Raw genomic sequence first — 18,548 nt, 5'->3', positions numbered from 1 at the left:
CGCTAAGTTTTAATTCTTTGCGTTTCATCTGAACTATGTGGGATATAAACAATACTTCATGCGGCGGGACAAAGATGGGAGCGAGAGTTTCATCTGAACTATGTGGGATATAAACCGAGCTCAGTTGGAAATACCGCATGAGCGTTGAGGGCGTTTCATCTGAACTATGTGGGATATAAACTAGGAAGAAAGTTAGTCGGATCGAACATGTTTGCTAAGTTTCATCTGAACTATGTGGGATATAAACGATGCCGTCTTGAGGAAATCGGATAGGGGAGACACGTTTCATCTGAACTATGTGGGATATAAACTGAAGCTTTTTGTATAGCGTGCTGAAGATTATCAGCGTTTCATCTGAACTATGTGGGATATAAACTCGTACGCACTACCCCGCGCAGGTCAAGCACGCGATCGGTTTCATCTGAACTATGTGGGATATAAACCGTGTCGGAGCTTCTCTGGTTCTGTCGGTTCTTCGAGAGTTTCATCTGAACTATGTGGGATATAAACACCAAGATAAACATGCAAATCTCTCGTGATGACCAACAGTTTCATCTGAACTATGTGGGATATAAACTATTCACACGGGTCAGTCGATGGGCTTGCAACTTATGTTTCATCTGAACTATGTGGGATATAAACGTGATGTCTCTTGCTACTTCTGCCGCTTCTTTTTCAGTTTCATCTGAACTATGTGGGATATAAACACTTTCGTAAGCGGTAGTGTCTGCTCGTTCTTGATCAGCGTTTCATCTGAACTATGTGGGATATAAACCGCAATCGAAAAGATCGTTGAGTTGGGGTACAAATTCGGTTTCATCTGAACTATGTGGGATATAAACTGAGATAATTGATCTTGGGCTCGCACTCAAGCTCGAACCGTTTCATCTGAACTATGTGGGATATAAACTCAGTTTTTCGAGCTCTTTTTCAAGTCGTTTTAGCTCCGTTTCATCTGAACTATGTGGGATATAAACCGAGCCCGAAACGGCGCTCAAGAGGCCCCAGACAAAGTTTCATCTGAACTATGTGGGATATAAACTGCTCGAGAACAGCTTGTCCATCGCTTCTGCATTGTCGTTTCATCTGAACTATGTGGGATATAAACTCAGCTTGCTAAGAGCGATCCAGCTTGTTGCGGAGACAGTTTCATCTGAACTATGTGGGATATAAACAGCTCAACAATCTTTTCGATTGCGGGAGTTAGCGCTGTTTCATCTGAACTATGTGGGATATAAACGAAGCAATTGCGGAAGACTACGTGCTTGAGGTTTGCGTTTCATCTGAACTATGTGGGATATAAACGATCGAATCGAAGACATGCGCAGAGCTGGTCTAAAAGGTTTCATCTGAACTATGTGGGATATAAACTCTGCGTAAATCTCGAACAGGTGATAGTTCTCGTGCGTTTCATCTGAACTATGTGGGATATAAACTCAGAGACAAGCGAAGCAAGTTGATTCTCGAAAGAGGGTTTCATCTGAACTATGTGGGATATAAACATTGAGAGTCTCAGCAATGGTGGATTTAGCAATCTCAGTTTCATCTGAACTATGTGGGATATAAACAGAAGTTTCGCCAACTGCTTTTGAGTCAATCCCTTTTTCGTTTCATCTGAACTATGTGGGATATAAACCTCATAGATCAGCTTTGCGAGCTTTTTCTCTGCTTTGTTTCATCTGAACTATGTGGGATATAAACTCTTCTACACTATCGATTGCCGCGTCGAGATTTGAAGTGTTTCATCTGAACTATGTGGGATATAAACTGAGTCTGACCATCGAGTGTGGCAAGAGCAAATTCAAAGTTTCATCTGAACTATGTGGGATATAAACTAATTCGCGGCTTGCATATCGGAATTGATCGCGAGAGTTTCATCTGAACTATGTGGGATATAAACACTCGACGAAAATGATGCGCTTGGGATAGACGACAAGTTTCATCTGAACTATGTGGGATATAAACCTTTTGTGGTGTGATTGTCCTGATCGGGCGTGTAGTCGTTTCATCTGAACTATGTGGGATATAAACTGATTCAATTATCCTTAAGATTTTCGCTGCTGTTATCAGTTTCATCTGAACTATGTGGGATATAAACTTGGCTCATGAACTTTCAGTTTTTCAAAGATCATTTGTGTTTCATCTGAACTATGTGGGATATAAACAGATCGAAAGGTTCAGGAATGTATTGCGTAAGTAGGGTTTCATCTGAACTATGTGGGATATAAACCTATTTTCGCCATCATCTCACCTCCTCCGCTACAGGCGTTTCATCTGAACTATGTGGGATATAAACATGAAATAGCGAAAACGATCATGGAAAACGAAAAGCAAGTTTCATCTGAACTATGTGGGATATAAACTTCTCTTGTGCCATCAAAATAAAGCACTACACCCAAGTTTCATCTGAACTATGTGGGATGTAAATCAACTTCTGACAGGCAACGAGCGTACTGTTTATGTTGTTTTATCTGAACTACGTGGATGTAAACTTGAAGATGGAAAACGTGTATCTTCCATGATGGATGTAGTTTTATCTGAACTACGTGGGATGTGAACTTCCTCTTAGATTCGATTGAAACCAGATGGGTGCGGTCTGTTTTATATGAACCATGTGGGATGTGAACAAGCTTGTCAACGTGGTTGGCTTGACCCACTGCGATATCTCAACTCAATCTAAGTAAGAATAATGAAAACAAAAGCTGAACCGAAGCGTTTGTATCCGCCCCATCTTAGTTTCAACTGAACTTACGTTGAAAGAGGAATGTAGACAGTCGAAGTTCGGAATGGTATTTCAATTTTGGTCAAAAAACTCTCAGTGAAAATCTTGATATGTGCTGGTTGCTGGGCTTAGACAATGAATTCTTCTGTACGATGCAAAGGCTTGTTAACGATTCGCAAATGTGACAAATCTTTCTGATTCTTCGTACAATGAAGATGTAAGGTCGTACCAATCGAAAGCCAGCTCTAAGCTTTTTCCATCTTTGTCCTTTCCACGTATATACAGATATCTTTTGTCTCGAAGAGGTATTCTCGACCCTTTAGAACCTCCCAAGCTCTCGAGGGCTTCTAAAATGACATTCCCAATGAGGAAAGGCTTCCAATCTGGTCTTGGAAGTGAAACTTCCACATTGATACAGCCGATGGGCATTACGAAGTAGTAATCTGGTGTACCTGTCCACGTACTTTTGACAGACTTGTAAGCCCAACCAACGAGGTAATGTGGTGTGGCACGGACGTAAGAACCTTCCAATCTATCAACTACCTGTTTTAAAAGTTCGTCGATAAACTCTTTCTCTTCAGGCGTCATAGACTCAGTTTTTATAACTTTGATATGCCTGAAAGCTGGATTGGGTTTTTCATGCCAAGGATAGTGTGCAAAAGCTTGATAGTACTTATTTTTCTCACGGTTTTGCCACGCACTCTCCAGGACTGCAAAGAAGAATCTCTTTTGTTCAGGCTCATCTTCAGATAATACAAAGCCCCAAAGACCCTCTTCTGGCAGAACAGAGAGCTCGTCGATGAAATAAGACTCTGGAAAAACTCTCAGTACCTTTTCACGAGTTGTTCCATACAGATGGATGATCAACTTTGTGTTTCGAAAATCGATTTGCGCAGTCGATTTGCCCCTACCACTTATTCCAGCACTGATTGAAAGTTCATGTGGCTTTTTCAGATCAATAGTACCTTTGTGCCTGCCAATTTTGTAGGTAAGAACTCCATCCTCGAAAGCCAAAATGCCATACCTTGCCTTAGCGAGCTTCATCAAAGGTCCATAAGTAAAAACAGAAAAAGCCAAAGCCAGAACAAGGCTTCCAACAAAGCCAAGAAAGATAGTCCAACCGGGAATTTGCCAGCGCAGCAAACTGAATACAAAAACCGGCAACCCGATCCACACGAGTAGAAAACCCAAAAGTGGGATCAAAACGGTGAACCTGCCGCTTATGTAAACAACCTTGATCTGCACAGCCAACCCCCCGAGAAAAAGATTTAAAGATCTGGTTTGTCTACGCCATGTTCATAAGCATACTGTAGAGCCTCAATCTGGGCGTTTCTAATCAAATCTCTGGCGTAACCAGCCTTTTCTGTTATTCGTTCGACTCTGTCTATTACGTCTATAGCTATGCTGAATCTATCGATCTGATTCAAAATCGCCAGTTGCATTGGTGTGGTTATACCACCTCTTCCTTTCAAAAATGGTGAGAGCGTTGTAGAGTCTACACCAAATTTTCTGTTTTCGCGATAGCCTCGAACGTGTATGTTGTTGTGGTTTTTTCTTCTGTAGGTAAGTCTGTGTATCAACCAAGGGTAACCGTGAAAGTTGAAGATCACAGGTTTGTCGGTTGTAAAATAAGAGTTGAACTCTCTGTCTGTCAAGCCGTCGGGATGTTCATTGTTTGGCGTTAGAGTGAAGAGATTCACCACATTCACAAATCTCATCTTGAGCTCCGGGAAAAAGTCTTTCAAGATCTTCACCGCTGCGACTGCCTCTTTGGTGGGAATATCTCCGCAGCTTGCTATGACAACATCTGGTTCTTCGTGTAAATGATTCGATGCAAACTCCCAAATTGAGATACCTTTTATCACACTCTTTATCGCTTCTTCTACGGTGAGATACTGTGGATGCTTCTGTTTGTCTGCCACGATGATGTTTATCCTGTTCGTTGTTTGCAGACAGTGCCACACCGTTGCCAAGAGTGTATTTGCATCCGCTGGGAAGTAGACTCTTACCACGTTGGGCCATTTATCGACTATTGAGGTAATAAAGCCTGGATCTTGGTGTGTGAAACCATTGTGGTCTTGCCGCCACACTACTGAGGTCAACAACAAGTTCAAAGAAGAGATCGGCATTCTCCAAGGGATGTCGGAGGATATGTCGATCCACTTTCCAAACTGATTGACCATTGAAGAAATGATAGGTGCAAAACCTTCGTAGGTGTTCAGCAAACCATGCCTGCCCGTGAGGAGGTAGCCTTCGAGCCAGCCCTCGATCGTGTGTTCAGAAAGAATCTCCATAACCCTTCCAGAGGCTGAAAGAAAACCTTCGTCGCTGTCGACAGGTAAAATCTTTGCATTCCAAACCTTACCGTGAGCGAAGGTTGCATCGAGTCTGTTGGACTTTGTCTCGTCTGGTCCGAAGACTCTGAAGTTGTTCGGATTGAATTCGATAACTTTTTTCAAATAATCTCCCAATGGACGAGTGTTCTCGTGAAGTTTCTGTTGCTGTGGATCGATGGAAAACTCTTTCGGATGCGGTAACTTCAAGGGAGTTCTAACGAGCCCACCGTTTGCTGCTGGGTTTTTGCTCATCTTCAAATGGTCTGGTGGAACAAACTCGAGCAGATCTTTTCTCAGCCTTCCAGATGGATCAAAGAGCTTACCAGGTTCATAACTCATCAACCAGTTTTCCAGAATCTTGAGAGTCTCTTGATTTTCTTTCGCATCTGCGAGCGGTACTTGGTGAGACCTCCAGTAGCCTTCTATGTAGTGATCTTTGACCTTTTTCGGAGCAGTCCAACCTTTGGGAGTTCTCAAGATTATCATGGGCAGGACAGGTTTTTGCATCTTCTCCTTGGCTCTGGCATCAGACCAGATATCTATGATTCTTTCGACGCTCTTTTCCATAGCCTCTGCCATTTTCTGGTGTGATCCGAGATAATCGTCGGTACCGTCGACGATGATGGGTTCGTATCCATAGCCTTTGAACAAATTGATCAGTTCGTCCTCTTCTATTCGAGCAAGGATCGTTGGGTTATTTATTTTGTAGCCGTTCAAAGAGAGTATTGGCAAAACAGCACCGTCTCTGGCAGGATTGAGAAATTTGTTAGAATGCCACGATGCCGCAAGTGGTCCAGTCTCTGCTTCACCATCACCCACAACTGTTATTGCTATAATCTCTGGGTTATCGAAGACAGAGCCATACGCGTGGGAAAGTGAATAACCAAGCTCACCACCTTCCTGTATCGAACCTGGCAATTCTGGTGTACAGTGGCTGCCAAATCCACCAGGAAATGAGAAGTACTTGAAAAGCTTCTTCATACCTTCTTCATCTTGCGTGAACTCTGGATAGTATTCAGTCAATGTACCTTCAAGGTACACTGGAGCTATCACACCGGGTGCGCCATGACCTGGTCCAGCTACGAAGATTGCATGAAGATCATGTTTTTTAATGACCCTATTTGCATGAACATACACAAAGCTCAAAGCAGGTGAAGCACCCCAGTGACCGAGTAATCTGTTCTTTATGTGTTCAGCTTTAAGTGGCATTCTAAGCAGTGGATTGTCTTGCAGGTAGATCATGCCCGCCGAAAGATAACAGCAGGCTTTCCAAAACTCTACCAGTCTTTCGATCATACTCTCACCTCAATTCAATTTTAATGCATAAAATCATCCATTTGAAAGTTTTATCACCAGATTGTAATCGAAGATCTCACGGCGATTGATAAAAGCAATTGAACATCTTGGCTCTTCTTTCGAGATGATTTGTCATATCGTATCTTGTGGTGTGCCGGTAGCTTCAATAACCTTACGAAGCCTGCCTGCGGACAACTGAAGGTTCTTTTTTGATCTCTTCAGCCAACTTTGAAGCTGTAAACTGATTTAAGAGCATTGCTTCTTTTGATTTTGAAACTTGAGCGAAGCTGTGATAAAACTCTTTTTGTGATGAAATCTTTCTTGAAAGCATCGATTACAATAATCGATGTTAAGGAAGGAGAATCAAATGACAAAAAGATTAGATGGGGAACTTTCCAATCTATTGCTCTTTATCTCTGGTAGGTTTGAATCACTGCTTGGCTGGGCTGCTTTAATGGTTGCGATGCCTTTGTTCGTTTTAGACAAAACTGGCTCTGGCACTATGATGGGCATCTTTTCATTGGCTGGTGCTCTTCCAAGATTTGTGATCTTGCCGTTTGCCGGTGTTATTGGTGACAGAATGAACAGAAAACATCTCATGGTTTTTCTGGATCTTGCAAAAGGATCACTTTTGCTGTTGAGTTTCCTGTTGAGCCTCTATGGAAAATTAACTATCACTGGCTTGCTGATCTTTTATGTGTTCTTCGGTATCATCAGTGCGCTCTTCGATGCACCAAGTTCAGCGATGTTAGCCGATTTGGTTAACGCTGAGAGACTGAGAAAAGCAGTGTCACTGAACACTGCGGCAACGTCTTTGGCACAGATAGCAGGTCCTGCAGTCGGTGGTTTGTTGTACGGTTTTTCAGGTATGACGTATGTTCTTCTTTTCACTGGGGTTTTCTATATCTTTTCAGCCGTGAGTGAGTTGTTCATTCGTTATAACTTTTCAAAGAGAATCATCACAGAGAGTGTCTTTAAGGAAATTGCAAATGGGATCAAATTCGTCGTTTCAAACAGAGGATTAAAATCTCTTTTCATATTTGCAGCAATTGCCAATTTTATTTCAGCTCCTGCTTTCTCAGTTGTGATCCCATATATACTTAGAAAGGAACTTAATTTTTCAGCACAGTGGTTCGGAATACTCGAGATGCTCTTCATGGTCGGTGCTTTGTTTGGAAGTCTATTGACCGCAACTCTTTTCTCATCAACTGATTCAAAAAGGCTTGTCACCATTGGGATAACTTTGGAAAGCTTTATAGGTTGCCTTATGGCATTGTTACTCATGCAAGTTGGTACACAGAAAAGTCTTTCCATGTTCTTGTCATCATTCTTTTTGCTCTTGATAGGAATCTTCAACATGCTTGTGAATGTCCCAATAGGTGCCAATCTCCAAGCTTTGATTCCTTCTCAAGTGCGCTCAAGAGTTCTGTCTATTCTCACTATCTTCTCCTCTGGACTGACACCCATCGGCTCTCTCTTGGGTGGAATAATAGTTGACAGAATGAACGCATTTGGTTTCTTCTTACTGCTCAACCTCTTGATACTCGCCGTGTCGTTAGCCTTTGTTTTCTTAGCTCCTAGAGAGGCTTTTTTGCAAAGTCAAACAAAGTAGCGAGCAAGTCAAAATTTGCAAGCACGAGTGAATGGTTGGAAAGGTTTTCATCAGCAAGAGTATGGGTGGAGAACTGGATATTCCCATCGAAATACAGCAAAAGACAGCGATATTCTATTTGACACATTTTGGATACAAACCCACTGTGAAGGATAAGACTGATATGATCGAGTAACTCAAATCTTTCGAACGAGAAGGAAGAAGAATAGAATTCGGCGAGTCATTTTCAGGCGAAGGGACGTATAGAACCTTTTACGATAATGGTTTCGAACCTGTTAAGGCTTATTTCTTCCATTTGGGAACCGACTCACTCAAAGAAACTAACAGTAATCTTTTCGAATACTTTTCCTCATCCAAAAACATCAATTCTCTCTTTGGCACAACCGTTTGGAAGATGCAAATTTAGTCTTTGCATCGAAGATCAGAAAGTCGTCGGTTGATTTTGTAGACAAGCTCGGTGATGTTATAGATGACGTTGCTTATTTTGAGAATCTACTTTACGCCGTTGAAATGGAATTTTATTCAGACAAATTCAACAACGATGTGACCAAGAACCTACACGTTATAGGTGATTGCTCTAGCTGGACAAGATCTATTCAGCACGCCACTTCGATGGGCTATATGACAGCAAATAAATTGGTGCCTTCTTGAATGAAAGGCACCCGATCGATTGATCAACCAATGAGAGTACTACAGATTGCTAATCTCTAAGCTTCAGTTATCTATATCTATTTATTGAATTGACAATAACTTGAAAAACAACAGCATTCTGATCTTTGGCGGTCATCAACGTGTTATTTTCCAGAGAAAATCTCACTCAGTCTTTTGATTATTTCTTTGGTTTTTGTGTTTAGATCTTGCCATTGATCAGATGTACTTTGGATCTCTGACCAAAGCTCTTGAAGCGAATTGAGCAACAAGACAGATTCTGATAGTTTGTTCTGCAGAAGATCTTCTGTCGCTTGAAGTTTCTTCAGCAATTCATCGATTTGCTTTTCCTTTTCTTGCAAAGTATTCTGCAGGTTTGTCACAGAACTTTCCGCAGTCTCGAGAAGTCCGCCGAGAAACTCTATTTTTTCATTTGCGCTTGCTAACGCTTTCTCTAATTCTTTGATTCGCTCTTCTCGATGGTGAATGTCCTCTTGCAAAGATGTGATGGAAGCTTGTGCATCTGAAAGCTGATCAGTCAGCGCAGATATCTTTTAATCCATCTCTTTTACAAGATTTGTTGCCGTTGCGGGTACAGTCCCTTCCAGAATTGAGATATACTCGTTCTTCTTTTCTATCAGTTCATTTTGGCTCTTGTTTATGATTTCCTGATTGTGTAGTTGCTGTCTCAGGTTGTTTATCAGATTGTCCTTTTGCTTGAGTTTGTCTGTCAGGTCAGCTATAATTTCATTTTGGCTTGCTAGCAATTTCTCTTTCTCAGTTAGTGTATCTCGAAGGCTTGTCATGGTCGCAATTGCCGTATCAAGCAATTTCTCTTTCTCAGTTAGCCTATCTCGAAGGCTTGTCATGGTCGCAACTGCCGCATCAAGTTCTTTCTGAAGATCGGCAATCTGTTTGTTCGAGATTTCCAGTTGATTCTTCAATTTTTCAACATAGTGGGCGTTTTTCTCAATGACCGACAGAAGCAGATTGAATTTATCAAGGCTTAGATCAACGGAATCTTTCTTGCCTACCCAAGTATGCAACTCTGAATCAAGCATGTACTCGATCTGATACTCAGTCTTGCTTTCATACTCTGTTACGTAGAACGCACCCTTTGCGAACAGAATTGTGCAAACTAATGTTACGAGCACAAAGATCAATCTTCTCATCCCAATCCCCTCCCCAGAAAGTTTAGCGGTTGATTATTGTCTTTTTTTTTAATAATAGCACATAATTTGAATGAAGTCAACTATTCTTCCATTTGATGCCGTGGTATTAATCAAAAAATCCCAATGAAGATAAGAGAAGTTGCCGATGCCGTCAAATTCCCAACGGAACTTGAGTAGATCACAAATCGACTGTAACTATTTTCAGCTCGAAATGCAGAGTGTGAACAGAAAAGCCTACCTGAAGGCACTTCAGATTTCCAAAAACCGTTCACTTAGAAAAATCATTTTTGATCTTTCTGGCAAAGACCATTAACTCCATTTCGTCCATTTTGAGTGGTTGACGGTTCCACGAACCTGCTGTACCACCCCAGATGTGTTGTACATGAAACCCACTCACCTTCAACATCAACACAAGTTCAGTTGCAACAAAACCCTTCTTCCTAAGGAAGACTCCTTCTGGCGCATTTTCAATGTAATTTGACATAGGATGAGTTTCAACAATTCCAAGCTGATCGAATACACCCGTTGCCACATCTTCATCTGTATAGCTGCGAATCATCCTCAAACCATTGAGGGCTGTCAATAAGAAAGGCGCATTGCTTTTCAAAGCTCTGTTGATGTTTCTCAATATCTTCATGTCTCTTTCAAATGGATCTTCTCCTTCTGACAAAAGTCCAAAAGCTCCCTCACAAAGGCAAATACAAGCATCGTACAATTCTTTAGCTTCAAAATTGGTGGCATCTACTTGAATGAATTCCACATCAATCGATTCCTCTATGCATCTCCTCTGAGCTTCCCTTAACATCTGTTCAGAGATGTCTATACCTGTTACTCTGTAACCTCTCTTCGTAAGCTCAATAGCATGTCTTCCTGTGCCACATCCAACATCAAGTATGGATGAGCCCTCGGGCAGATCGAATTCTTCTTCAATGAAATCTACCTCCTGCTTGGTAATTCTTTGTGAAAATCTCATCCATGTAGCGTGGAGCATATTGGTCAAAGAAAATCTTCCAAGAGTTTTCGTTCACCGTTAGCCACCTTTCTATGGCAACGAGATTAAAGCATATTACCATCTGGATGATACCACTACTTATCAAGAACTCACCTCTGGTACTCTCAGTCAGTAAATCAAGTATTATCATTCTTGGAGGTGAGAAAATGAAATTGGTCGATTTCAAACTCCTGGATGAAGAAAACAGGGAGAGAACGAATCTTGATCTACTTGGTAGGTATACTGTATTATACTTCTTTCCAAAGGCTGGCACTCTTAGCTGTACGCAAGAGGCTCAAGACTTTTCAAAGGAAATCGAATGGTTCGAAAGTCGTGGCGCGCAAGTTTTTGGTGTCTCAAGAGACAGTTCAAAGACGTTGAAGATTTTCAAAGAGAAATATCAATTGAGGATGAGTTTCCTGGCAGATACAAACGGTGAGCTTGCTAAGTCGCTGAATGCACAAAAGAATGGTAAGATTTTGAGATCAACGTTAATCCTGGATCGATGGTACAGGATCAGGTGGAGTGCTTTTAATGTAAAAGTCGCAGGACATGTTGAACAAGTGAAGGCAGAATTACTGAAGATTATCAGCGAAGACAACTCTTTGAATCAATTAATAGTACTCAGAAGAGCCAGAAGGGCTCTGAGTGAAGAAAAGATCTCAGACGAACAACTCAGAATTCTCCTACAGGCAGCACATCTTGCACCATCTTGTTCGAACAAACAACCTTGGAGGTTCATAGTTGTTAGATCAAAAGAGATGCTCGAAAAAGTACACGAAGCTCTTTCTGGTGGAAATTATTGGATGAAGAAGGCACCTGCCTTGATAATCGTTCACTCAAAGAAGGATATGGATTGTCAGCTTTCAGATAACAGAGATTACTTTCTCTTCGATCTTGGTCAAGCTGTGGCATTCTTACAGATTCAGGCTACTCAAATGGGCTTGGTGGCTCATCCTGTTGCAGGCTTTGATCCAATCGCCGTCAAAAAGATTTTCCCAAACTTAGAAGACCATGTGCTCATAACGATCTTGGCGATTGCATACCCAACAGGTGATCTTTCAGGACTTTCTGAAAAGCACCAGAATGCAGAACTTTCGGCTCGAGATCGCCAGCCTTTGGAAAACGTACTTGAGTTTGTTTAGCCCTTTACTGCTCCTTCGAGAATACCAGAGATGATCTTTTTCTCAAAGATTAAGAAGACTATTATTATCGGCAAGCCTGCCAAGGTTGAAGCTGCCATGAGCGTTGGCCAGGTGAAGACATTCAGTTTTTGATAGAGCGCCAAACCTATTTGCACAGTTCTCATCTCTCGGGAAGTTGTCAAAATCAGTGGATAGAACAAATCGTTCCAAGTAAGAACAAAGGTGTTAATACCTAAAACTGCTATCGAAGGTTTGCACAGAGGAAAGATCACATGCCAGAAGATTTGAAAATCATTCGCACCATCTGCATACGCTGCTTGATCGAGTTCAAAAGGTAGTTGCTCAATATATTGGCGCATCAGAAAGACACCAAAAGGTGAAACAAGATTTGGCAATATCAGCGCCCAGTAGGTGTCTATCAAATTTAATTTTTTCATCAAGATAAAAACTGGGATGATCGTCACCTGCGGCGGAATCATCATAGTGCCAAGTATCAAAGCAAAGAGCGTTTCTTTGAAACGAAAGCTTTTCCTGGCAAAGCAATATCCAATGAGGGCACAGAAAAAGATATTTCCGATGACCACCGAAACAGAAACTATGCTGCTGTTCAAAAGATATCTGCCAAAATTGTCTGAACCGAGCACTTTGATGAAGTTGTAGAAGGTTGGAAAGCTGTTCACAAAAGATACATCGTCCATATAAATCTCTGACCGAGCTATGAACTCTATCCTTAACTGTGAAATGTGTAGTGTGTCGAGCGACAGAGTTTTTGGGTTTATAGCTATCTTTTGAATCGACCATCGTTGATTAGCTGGTAGCTGTTGTTCGTAGAAATACTCAACTCTTTCCTTTATGTCTTTAAAGCCAACTCTCACCAAGACGGGCAGATCATTTTTTATCTTGAAGCACACAAACTTCAACATGTTTATATCAGAAGAGCCAAGAGAGAAACCTAAACCAACAAACTCAGTGCTTGGCTGTATCTTTGCAAATGAATTATTCTCCAGTTGAATCACATTCAAAGAACTCTTCAGTGGTCTTATCTTGTTGAGCAAGACGACTCTGGGAGCTTCGAAATCAGCCAATGTTTTTTCAATAGTTCTGTTGAAGAGATCTCCTTCTGGTACAAAAGAGGTGAAGATCATCAAAAATGGTGGTAGCAAAGACACCGCAAGAAAGATGAACAAACAACTGTAGATGAAGATTCTCACAGCTGCTCACCCTTTAGAATCTTTCTTTGGAAAAGTGTTATACTCAAGATAATGACAAATAGAATGTAAGCCATCGCTGAACCATAACCCATTTCGAACTTTCTGAAAGAAGTATCGTAAAGGTAATGAACGATCGTCTGTGTTGAGTTTGCAGGACCACCGCCTGTGAGCGTAAAGATCTCTGTGAAGATCTGAAAAGACCTGATAGAGTTTATCGAAATGACAAACAAGATCGTTGGCTTGAGCAAAGGCAGTGTGATCCTCTTGATAGTCTGCCACCTTGTTGCACCATCGATCCTGGCTGCTTCGTAAAGCTGTATGGGTATGCTCTGCAAGCCGGCTACGAACAAGACTGTGTAATAACCAACAGCAGACCATACGTCCATGACCATGATGGAGCCAAAGGCTGTTTTCGAAGAAGAAAGCCAGCTCTGCATTGGCACCCTCACACCTATTGAATTGAAGAAAAGATTCAATGGACCTGTCGCACTGTAGATGTACAACCAAATCATAGAGATGACAACCATCGAGATCACAGAAGGCAAGAAAAACCCTGCTTGAAAGAGTCTCTTGAACCTTATGCCGCTGGTCAAAAGTAACGCCAAAAAGAGAGAAATAATGGTCGTTGCAGGTACGGTGATTAGGACAAAGCTGAAAGTGTTACTAAGGGCTTTGACAAAGACTGAATCTGAAAAAGCCCTCAGATAATTTTTCATTCCAACATAGTCCATCTTTGGGTTCAAACCAGTGTAATCTGTAAAACTCACAATTATTGAAAAAATTAGTGGATATGCAGTGAAAACTGCAAAAGTCACAAGCCATGGTAGCAAAAAGAGAAAGATTGTTAAAGCTTTAGTTCTCCTCAACCTTTTTCTCCTCCTGTATAATTTCTGTGAGCCATAACGGACTTTTTTGTCTCTATCAAGGGGACGCTGAAGCGTCCCCACTTTTTCATTTGACCTCGTCGAGCACCCTTTGAATCTCCGCGTTGTAGCGCTGTAGAACTTCATCAACTGGTTTGTAACTAACGATCAAATCGTCGACAACGTTGGTGAGAATATCTTCTATCTTGGGCCATGCGGGTGTGGGTGGAACTGGGTAAGCTGTCTTGAGTTGCTCAAAGAAAATCAGGTGCAGTGGGTTGTCATCGAACCATGGATCAGAGGCGGCTTTCGGGTCTGCAGGATAGACACCGGGATAATGTTTGGTGATGATCATTGAAACCTCTGGTCTCATGAGATATTCTATGAGCTTCTTGGCTGCTTCGATGTTCTTGCATTGTCTTGGAATTGCCAGAATCTCTCCGCCAAGGAAAGATGCGTGCACTCCAGTTGGTTTATCTGGTCTGGGTATAAAACAGACACCAAAGTTCAGATTTGGATAAGATTGTGCTAAACTTCCTATCGACCACGCTCCACTCACCAGGAATCCAAGCTTGCCCTGCCCGAAGGCTTCTCCAAGATCTTTTTGTTTACTTTTCATTGAATATTTCGAAAGCTCTTGGTAGAAAACTGCTGTTTCTCTAACCTGTGGTGTGTTGAGTGTTGCTTTTTTGAGATCTTTTGAAACTACATCGCCGTTGTTGCCCCATACTGCGAGCAAAAACCATTCTTGCCAAGGACTGTAAACTTCACCTGCTGGTAGTCCTATACCGTATGCGCCAGGGATTTGAGATATCTTCTTCGCAGCTTCGAGCAACTCAGACCAACTCTCTGGTGGATTGTTTGGATCAAGTCCAGCTTTTGTCATCAAATCGACGTTGTAGAACATGGCACGCGTCCCGAGTAACCATGGATAACCATAGTACTTGCCAAAGTACTCTGCCGAATTCATGCCTGGGAAAGACTTGTACTTTGCCAGATCTTGTTCTGAAAGTGGCAAGATAGCTCCCTGTGCTGCAAAGTTTGCAACCCATGTGTTACCCAGCTCAACAACATCCAGTGGAGCATTTGCAGCAATCGCTGTGACGATTTTGTCAAAGCCAGTGGACCAGGAAAGTTGCACAAGCTCGATCTCGATATCTGGATATTCCTTCGAAAAACCTTCGAGGACTTCCTTTGCAATAGCGTCGTCCATCATGAACTGCCAAAAGACGATCTTGGTTTTACCAAAACTCAAAGCTGTCAGGAGTACCAGAGCAATCAGTAAGAATCTTTTGACCACACTACTCACCCCCTGTGAGAAATTTAGAGATCTTCCTGAAGACTATCCCAGTTACCAACGGAGACAAAGAATAGAGAACAGCATAGTTTAGATCTTCAAAGTACCTTTTGAGTGAAGCATTTCTTGTGAGCAGGTAGATAACATCAAAGCTTTTTGAAAGTTCTCGATGCACATTGATTTGATCTAAAGTTAAATCGACTATGAAATCTATGACCAAAGCGTTTGTGTAGTCTCCTAGATCGTCTAACTCTACAATCTTTGCCCTCAAGAGTCTTTGAGCTTGTTCTTTGATCAAAGGCAGATACGTGTGAGAAACATCTGCCTGACTGAAAGAAACAGAGCTTGGAAGGAGGAACAATCGCTCCTTGTCTTTGAGTTTATTCAAATGTAACTCTACGGAACTTTCTATTGCTGAGTAGAGAAATTCTATTTCGCTCTCAACAGGTTTTGCAAAAGACTCTATTCTTTCTACTGCACAGTTCAGCTGTTTGATATCCAGTCTGCCATCTTGCAATAATTCTTTCAACGCGCGCACGTAGATTTCAAGATTGGCTGGATTTGAAAGAATTAACATATCTCCACCTGAGTTTATGAACTGCTCAATGATTTCAGATGGAGAATAGATTTTTGACAAAGCCTTCATCTCAACGGCATCGCTTATGATCAAACCATTGTATCTGAGTTCCTCTCTGAGTAAATCTTTGATAATTTTTGTTGAGATCGACGCAGGTTTGTCATCTAAAGCTGGGTAGACAACGTGAGCTAGCATGATTGATTCAACTTGGTTCTTGATCGCAACTTCAAACGGGTATAAGTCTTCTTTCAAAGCCTGATGATCGGCCTCCACGATAGCCAGTTCTTCATGGCTGTCCTGAGTGGCTCTGCCATGACCAGGAAAATGTTTCACACATGGAACGATACCCGATCTTCGATAACCATCAACTGCAGCCAACCCCATCTTTGCAACAACAGATGGGTCTGCACCATAGCTTCGATAACCAATAACAGAGTTCGACGTTGCACAATAAAGATCGAGAACTGGTGCAAATACCATGTTGAAGCCAAGCATTTTCATAATCTTTCCAGCAAAAGTGCAGTAACGGTTAACGGCTTCTTCGTTACTCCTTCCCATCAAGAGATTTCCAGGACTTGGAAATATGTACGGTATGATCTCTATCTGCCCACCTTCGTGGTCTGTACACAGCAAGATCCTTTTGCCCTTCAAGAGATTCAACACGTAGAGAAAATCTGATGGATCTTTGAAAATTGACGAATAAAGAAGTACTCCTCCAACATTGTGTTCCAAAACGATTTGAAGATCTTCAACCTTTGAGATCCCACAAAAGAAAATCCTCTCAAAGTTCTTCACTCTTATCTCTTCCCTTCTTTGCAATAACGCGGTTTGCGAAATCCAGATTCTCGAAAAATCTGTTCAGAAAGCCATGGACTGCACCAATGGCTACAGTTTTTGAACCTTCGGTGTCAAACTGCCACTCAAGAGTTTTGATCTTTCTCACTGTAACTGCTCTCTCAACATCTTGTACGATCTTCATCAAAAGTTGTTTCTCAAATATGCAGAAGTCACCGCCAAGAATAATGAGTTCTGGGTCTATGAAATTCACTGCCGTTGAGATCTTCGAAGCGATGTGTTGCACGAACCTCTCAAAGTTCATTTGAGCGAAGAGCTTTCTGTTCTTTAACAACTCTTCCAAAGTTTTTCTGGAATCTTCAAAAAGAGCTATTCCCTCGCCCAATTCACCCGCTGAGTTGTTGCTACCCTCGTAGATCTCTCCATTCAACACAATGCCAGCGCCAAGCCCAACAGCCTTTGAGAGCTCAAAGGGTATGCTCAGCAAGAAATAGACCAGGTTCTTAGCCTTTGATAGATATGCCGCCGCTGCCGCATTGGCATCGTTCATGACGATGTAAGGTATGTCCAAGTTCTTGAAAAGATCATCAAGAAAGAGATTCTCTATACCGAGTGCTTGAGAATACACAATCTTTGCCTTTGAGGAAGAGATCAATCCAGGCGCGGCTACTGCCAGAGCATCGATCTCACCTTTGTGTTCAAGAACGATCTCTGAAAGAACAGAAGCGAAATTACTGCAGTTTATTCTGACGGTCTTTTGTTCGCAAGAGAGAACATTTGCACAGAAATCGGACTTTACCAGGCACAGTTCACCTTGCTCTATTGATACACCAAGAATTTTGAGATAGGCAGGATTGATAGAGAACACTCGAGTCTGCCTGCCACCAAAACTCCCTGCTGGGAGTAAGCCGACCACGTTGATCATATTTGACTGCAACAGTGGTCTAAGGTTCCTTGAGATAGTCGATTCATCTACCATGAGATGTTCACTCAAAGTTCTCGCTGTGCTTTCTCTTTCTTGATGTATGAATTTGAGTACCAAATGCTGTAGCTGGTTCAGAAAAACCACTCCTTAGTTGTTTGCATCCTGCAACTAACATACAGCGGGTACTCGAGGTTGTCAAGTATGAAAAATCGCCATTCTAAAAGAAAACTGAACAAAACTACCACTCTGTACTCTGCAATGTGAATATTCTTCAACTTGCTTTCATTTTCGCAAGATTTCTTTCACAATCTATCTAATACATAACACACATTATTACTGTGTTACAAAAAGAAACAGGGCAAGATTGGCGAGGTTTGAATCTATGAGTAGTGACGGTCTGATCTTTTATGAACATTTTCAGTACTTTCTCTACCCACCGAAGATCTCTATCCTTTATTTCATCCAGTGCATAACTCCATCCAACGATTCTCTTGAGCAGTCAAAGATCAATTACATCACTTTTCAATGAGAAAGTCTTCTTACCTCGGTATGATAAACAGATCATGCAATTGCGTGAATCGCTGCGTTGAATAAAAGTCTTTGGAAGAATCTGAATCACCCGAAATTTCTCGTTTCTCTGGTGAATCTGATTTTCAATCGTTCTTAACTTGCGATTTACTACCAAGGCACAAAGGAGAAGACTGAAACACTTTCTGCCACAAGAAAAAACTGTTGGCTTTGCATAGATCTTCATAGGAAAGATACCTCTTCAAATATGAAAGGGGCATAAAGCCCCTTTCATCTCAATCTTGTTTTTGAAAACATCAAAGAGTATTTAAAGATTTCCTCAGATCTTGAACTTTCTCACTTGTTCTACCAAACTCTCTGCTATAGAACTTAGCTCTTCTGAAGCACCGCTCACATTTTGACTTGAGTCTGCTTGTTGTTTCACAGCTTG

At 41.7% G+C, this 18,548-nt stretch carries 14 protein-coding genes and 1 CRISPR repeat array (1 of these 15 running past the window's edge); of the genes, 4 read left to right on the top strand and 10 right to left on the bottom strand.

All coding sequences use genetic code 11. The features are described from left to right. A CRISPR array of direct repeats spans positions 1-2,428; the repeat unit is 29 nt; unit sequence GTTTCATCTGAACTATGTGGGATATAAAC (it extends 1,632 nt beyond the left edge of the window). A gap of 459 nt (positions 2,429-2,887) precedes the next feature. Next, entirely contained in the window at positions 2,888-3,967 is a 1,080-nt protein-coding gene (locus ACSFC1_RS10015; protein ID WP_435566040.1) for a hypothetical protein, read from the bottom strand. A 23-nt stretch (positions 3,968-3,990) separates the two neighbouring features. Beyond that, a complete protein-coding gene (locus tag ACSFC1_RS10010; protein ID WP_435566039.1) occupies positions 3,991-6,354 on the bottom strand; it encodes a phosphoketolase family protein in 2,364 nt (787 codons plus the stop codon). A gap of 367 nt (positions 6,355-6,721) precedes the next feature. Between ACSFC1_RS10010 and ACSFC1_RS10005 the strand changes: the two genes are divergently transcribed. The 3 genes from ACSFC1_RS10005 to ACSFC1_RS09995 all read left to right on the top strand — a co-directional run bounded on the left by ACSFC1_RS10005 (position 6,722) and on the right by ACSFC1_RS09995 (position 8,617). Continuing rightward, a complete protein-coding gene (locus ACSFC1_RS10005) occupies positions 6,722-7,966 on the top strand; it encodes an MFS transporter (protein WP_435566038.1) in 1,245 nt (414 codons plus the stop codon). A 31-nt stretch (positions 7,967-7,997) separates the two neighbouring features. Next, positions 7,998-8,141, top strand: coding sequence for a hypothetical protein (locus ACSFC1_RS10000; RefSeq protein WP_435566037.1), 144 nt, complete (start codon positions 7,998-8,000; stop codon positions 8,139-8,141). A gap of 212 nt (positions 8,142-8,353) precedes the next feature. Continuing rightward, complete coding sequence (locus ACSFC1_RS09995; protein ID WP_435566036.1) at positions 8,354-8,617, top strand: hypothetical protein; 264 nt, start codon at positions 8,354-8,356, stop codon at positions 8,615-8,617. A 143-nt stretch (positions 8,618-8,760) separates the two neighbouring features. On the opposite strand, the gene ACSFC1_RS09990 is transcribed toward ACSFC1_RS09995, so the two are convergent. The 3 genes from ACSFC1_RS09990 to ACSFC1_RS09980 all read right to left on the bottom strand — a co-directional run bounded on the left by ACSFC1_RS09990 (position 8,761) and on the right by ACSFC1_RS09980 (position 10,777). Beyond that, positions 8,761-9,114, bottom strand: a complete 354-nt coding sequence (locus ACSFC1_RS09990; protein WP_435566035.1) for a hypothetical protein — start codon at positions 9,112-9,114, stop codon at positions 8,761-8,763. A 54-nt stretch (positions 9,115-9,168) separates the two neighbouring features. Further along, positions 9,169-9,786, bottom strand: a complete 618-nt coding sequence (locus ACSFC1_RS09985) for a hypothetical protein (protein ID WP_435566034.1) — start codon at positions 9,784-9,786, stop codon at positions 9,169-9,171. 268 nt (positions 9,787-10,054) lie between these two features. Next, positions 10,055-10,777, bottom strand: coding sequence for a class I SAM-dependent methyltransferase (locus ACSFC1_RS09980; RefSeq protein WP_435566136.1), 723 nt, complete (start codon positions 10,775-10,777; stop codon positions 10,055-10,057). A gap of 167 nt (positions 10,778-10,944) precedes the next feature. Between ACSFC1_RS09980 and ACSFC1_RS09975 the strand changes: the two genes are divergently transcribed. Continuing rightward, positions 10,945-11,922 carry a redoxin domain-containing protein gene (locus tag ACSFC1_RS09975; protein ID WP_435566033.1) on the top strand — a complete coding sequence of 326 codons (978 nt, stop codon included), beginning with the start codon at positions 10,945-10,947 and terminating at the stop codon, positions 11,920-11,922. On the opposite strand, the gene ACSFC1_RS09970 is transcribed toward ACSFC1_RS09975, so the two are convergent. The 5 genes from ACSFC1_RS09970 to ACSFC1_RS09950 all read right to left on the bottom strand — a co-directional run bounded on the left by ACSFC1_RS09970 (position 11,919) and on the right by ACSFC1_RS09950 (position 17,734). Continuing rightward, positions 11,919-13,133 carry a carbohydrate ABC transporter permease gene (locus ACSFC1_RS09970; protein ID WP_435566032.1) on the bottom strand — a complete coding sequence of 405 codons (1,215 nt, stop codon included), beginning with the start codon at positions 13,131-13,133 and terminating at the stop codon, positions 11,919-11,921. The genes ACSFC1_RS09975 and ACSFC1_RS09970 overlap by 4 nt on opposite strands. Beyond that, positions 13,130-13,999, bottom strand: coding sequence for a carbohydrate ABC transporter permease (locus ACSFC1_RS09965; protein ID WP_435566031.1), 870 nt, complete (start codon positions 13,997-13,999; stop codon positions 13,130-13,132). The genes ACSFC1_RS09970 and ACSFC1_RS09965 overlap by 4 nt, the downstream gene beginning before the upstream one ends. An 85-nt stretch (positions 14,000-14,084) precedes the next feature. Then, positions 14,085-15,296, bottom strand: a complete 1,212-nt coding sequence (locus ACSFC1_RS09960) for a sugar ABC transporter substrate-binding protein (RefSeq protein ID WP_435566030.1) — start codon at positions 15,294-15,296, stop codon at positions 14,085-14,087. Between the two features lies 1 nt (position 15,297). Further along, positions 15,298-16,665, bottom strand: coding sequence for a glycoside hydrolase family 3 N-terminal domain-containing protein (locus ACSFC1_RS09955; protein ID WP_435566029.1), 1,368 nt, complete (start codon positions 16,663-16,665; stop codon positions 15,298-15,300). Continuing rightward, a complete protein-coding gene (locus ACSFC1_RS09950; protein ID WP_435566028.1) occupies positions 16,652-17,734 on the bottom strand; it encodes an ROK family transcriptional regulator in 1,083 nt (360 codons plus the stop codon). Before ACSFC1_RS09950 ends, ACSFC1_RS09955 begins: the two co-directional genes overlap by 14 nt. Positions 17,735-18,548: the final 814 nt, after the last annotated feature.

Origin of the sequence: Pseudothermotoga sp. U03pept (assembly GCF_051235805.1) — a bacterium.
GTDB lineage: Bacteria > Thermotogota > Thermotogae > Thermotogales > DSM-5069 > Pseudothermotoga_B.
Note: the sequence above shows the minus strand (reverse complement) of the source record. Positions and strands in the feature narration are given on the sequence as shown.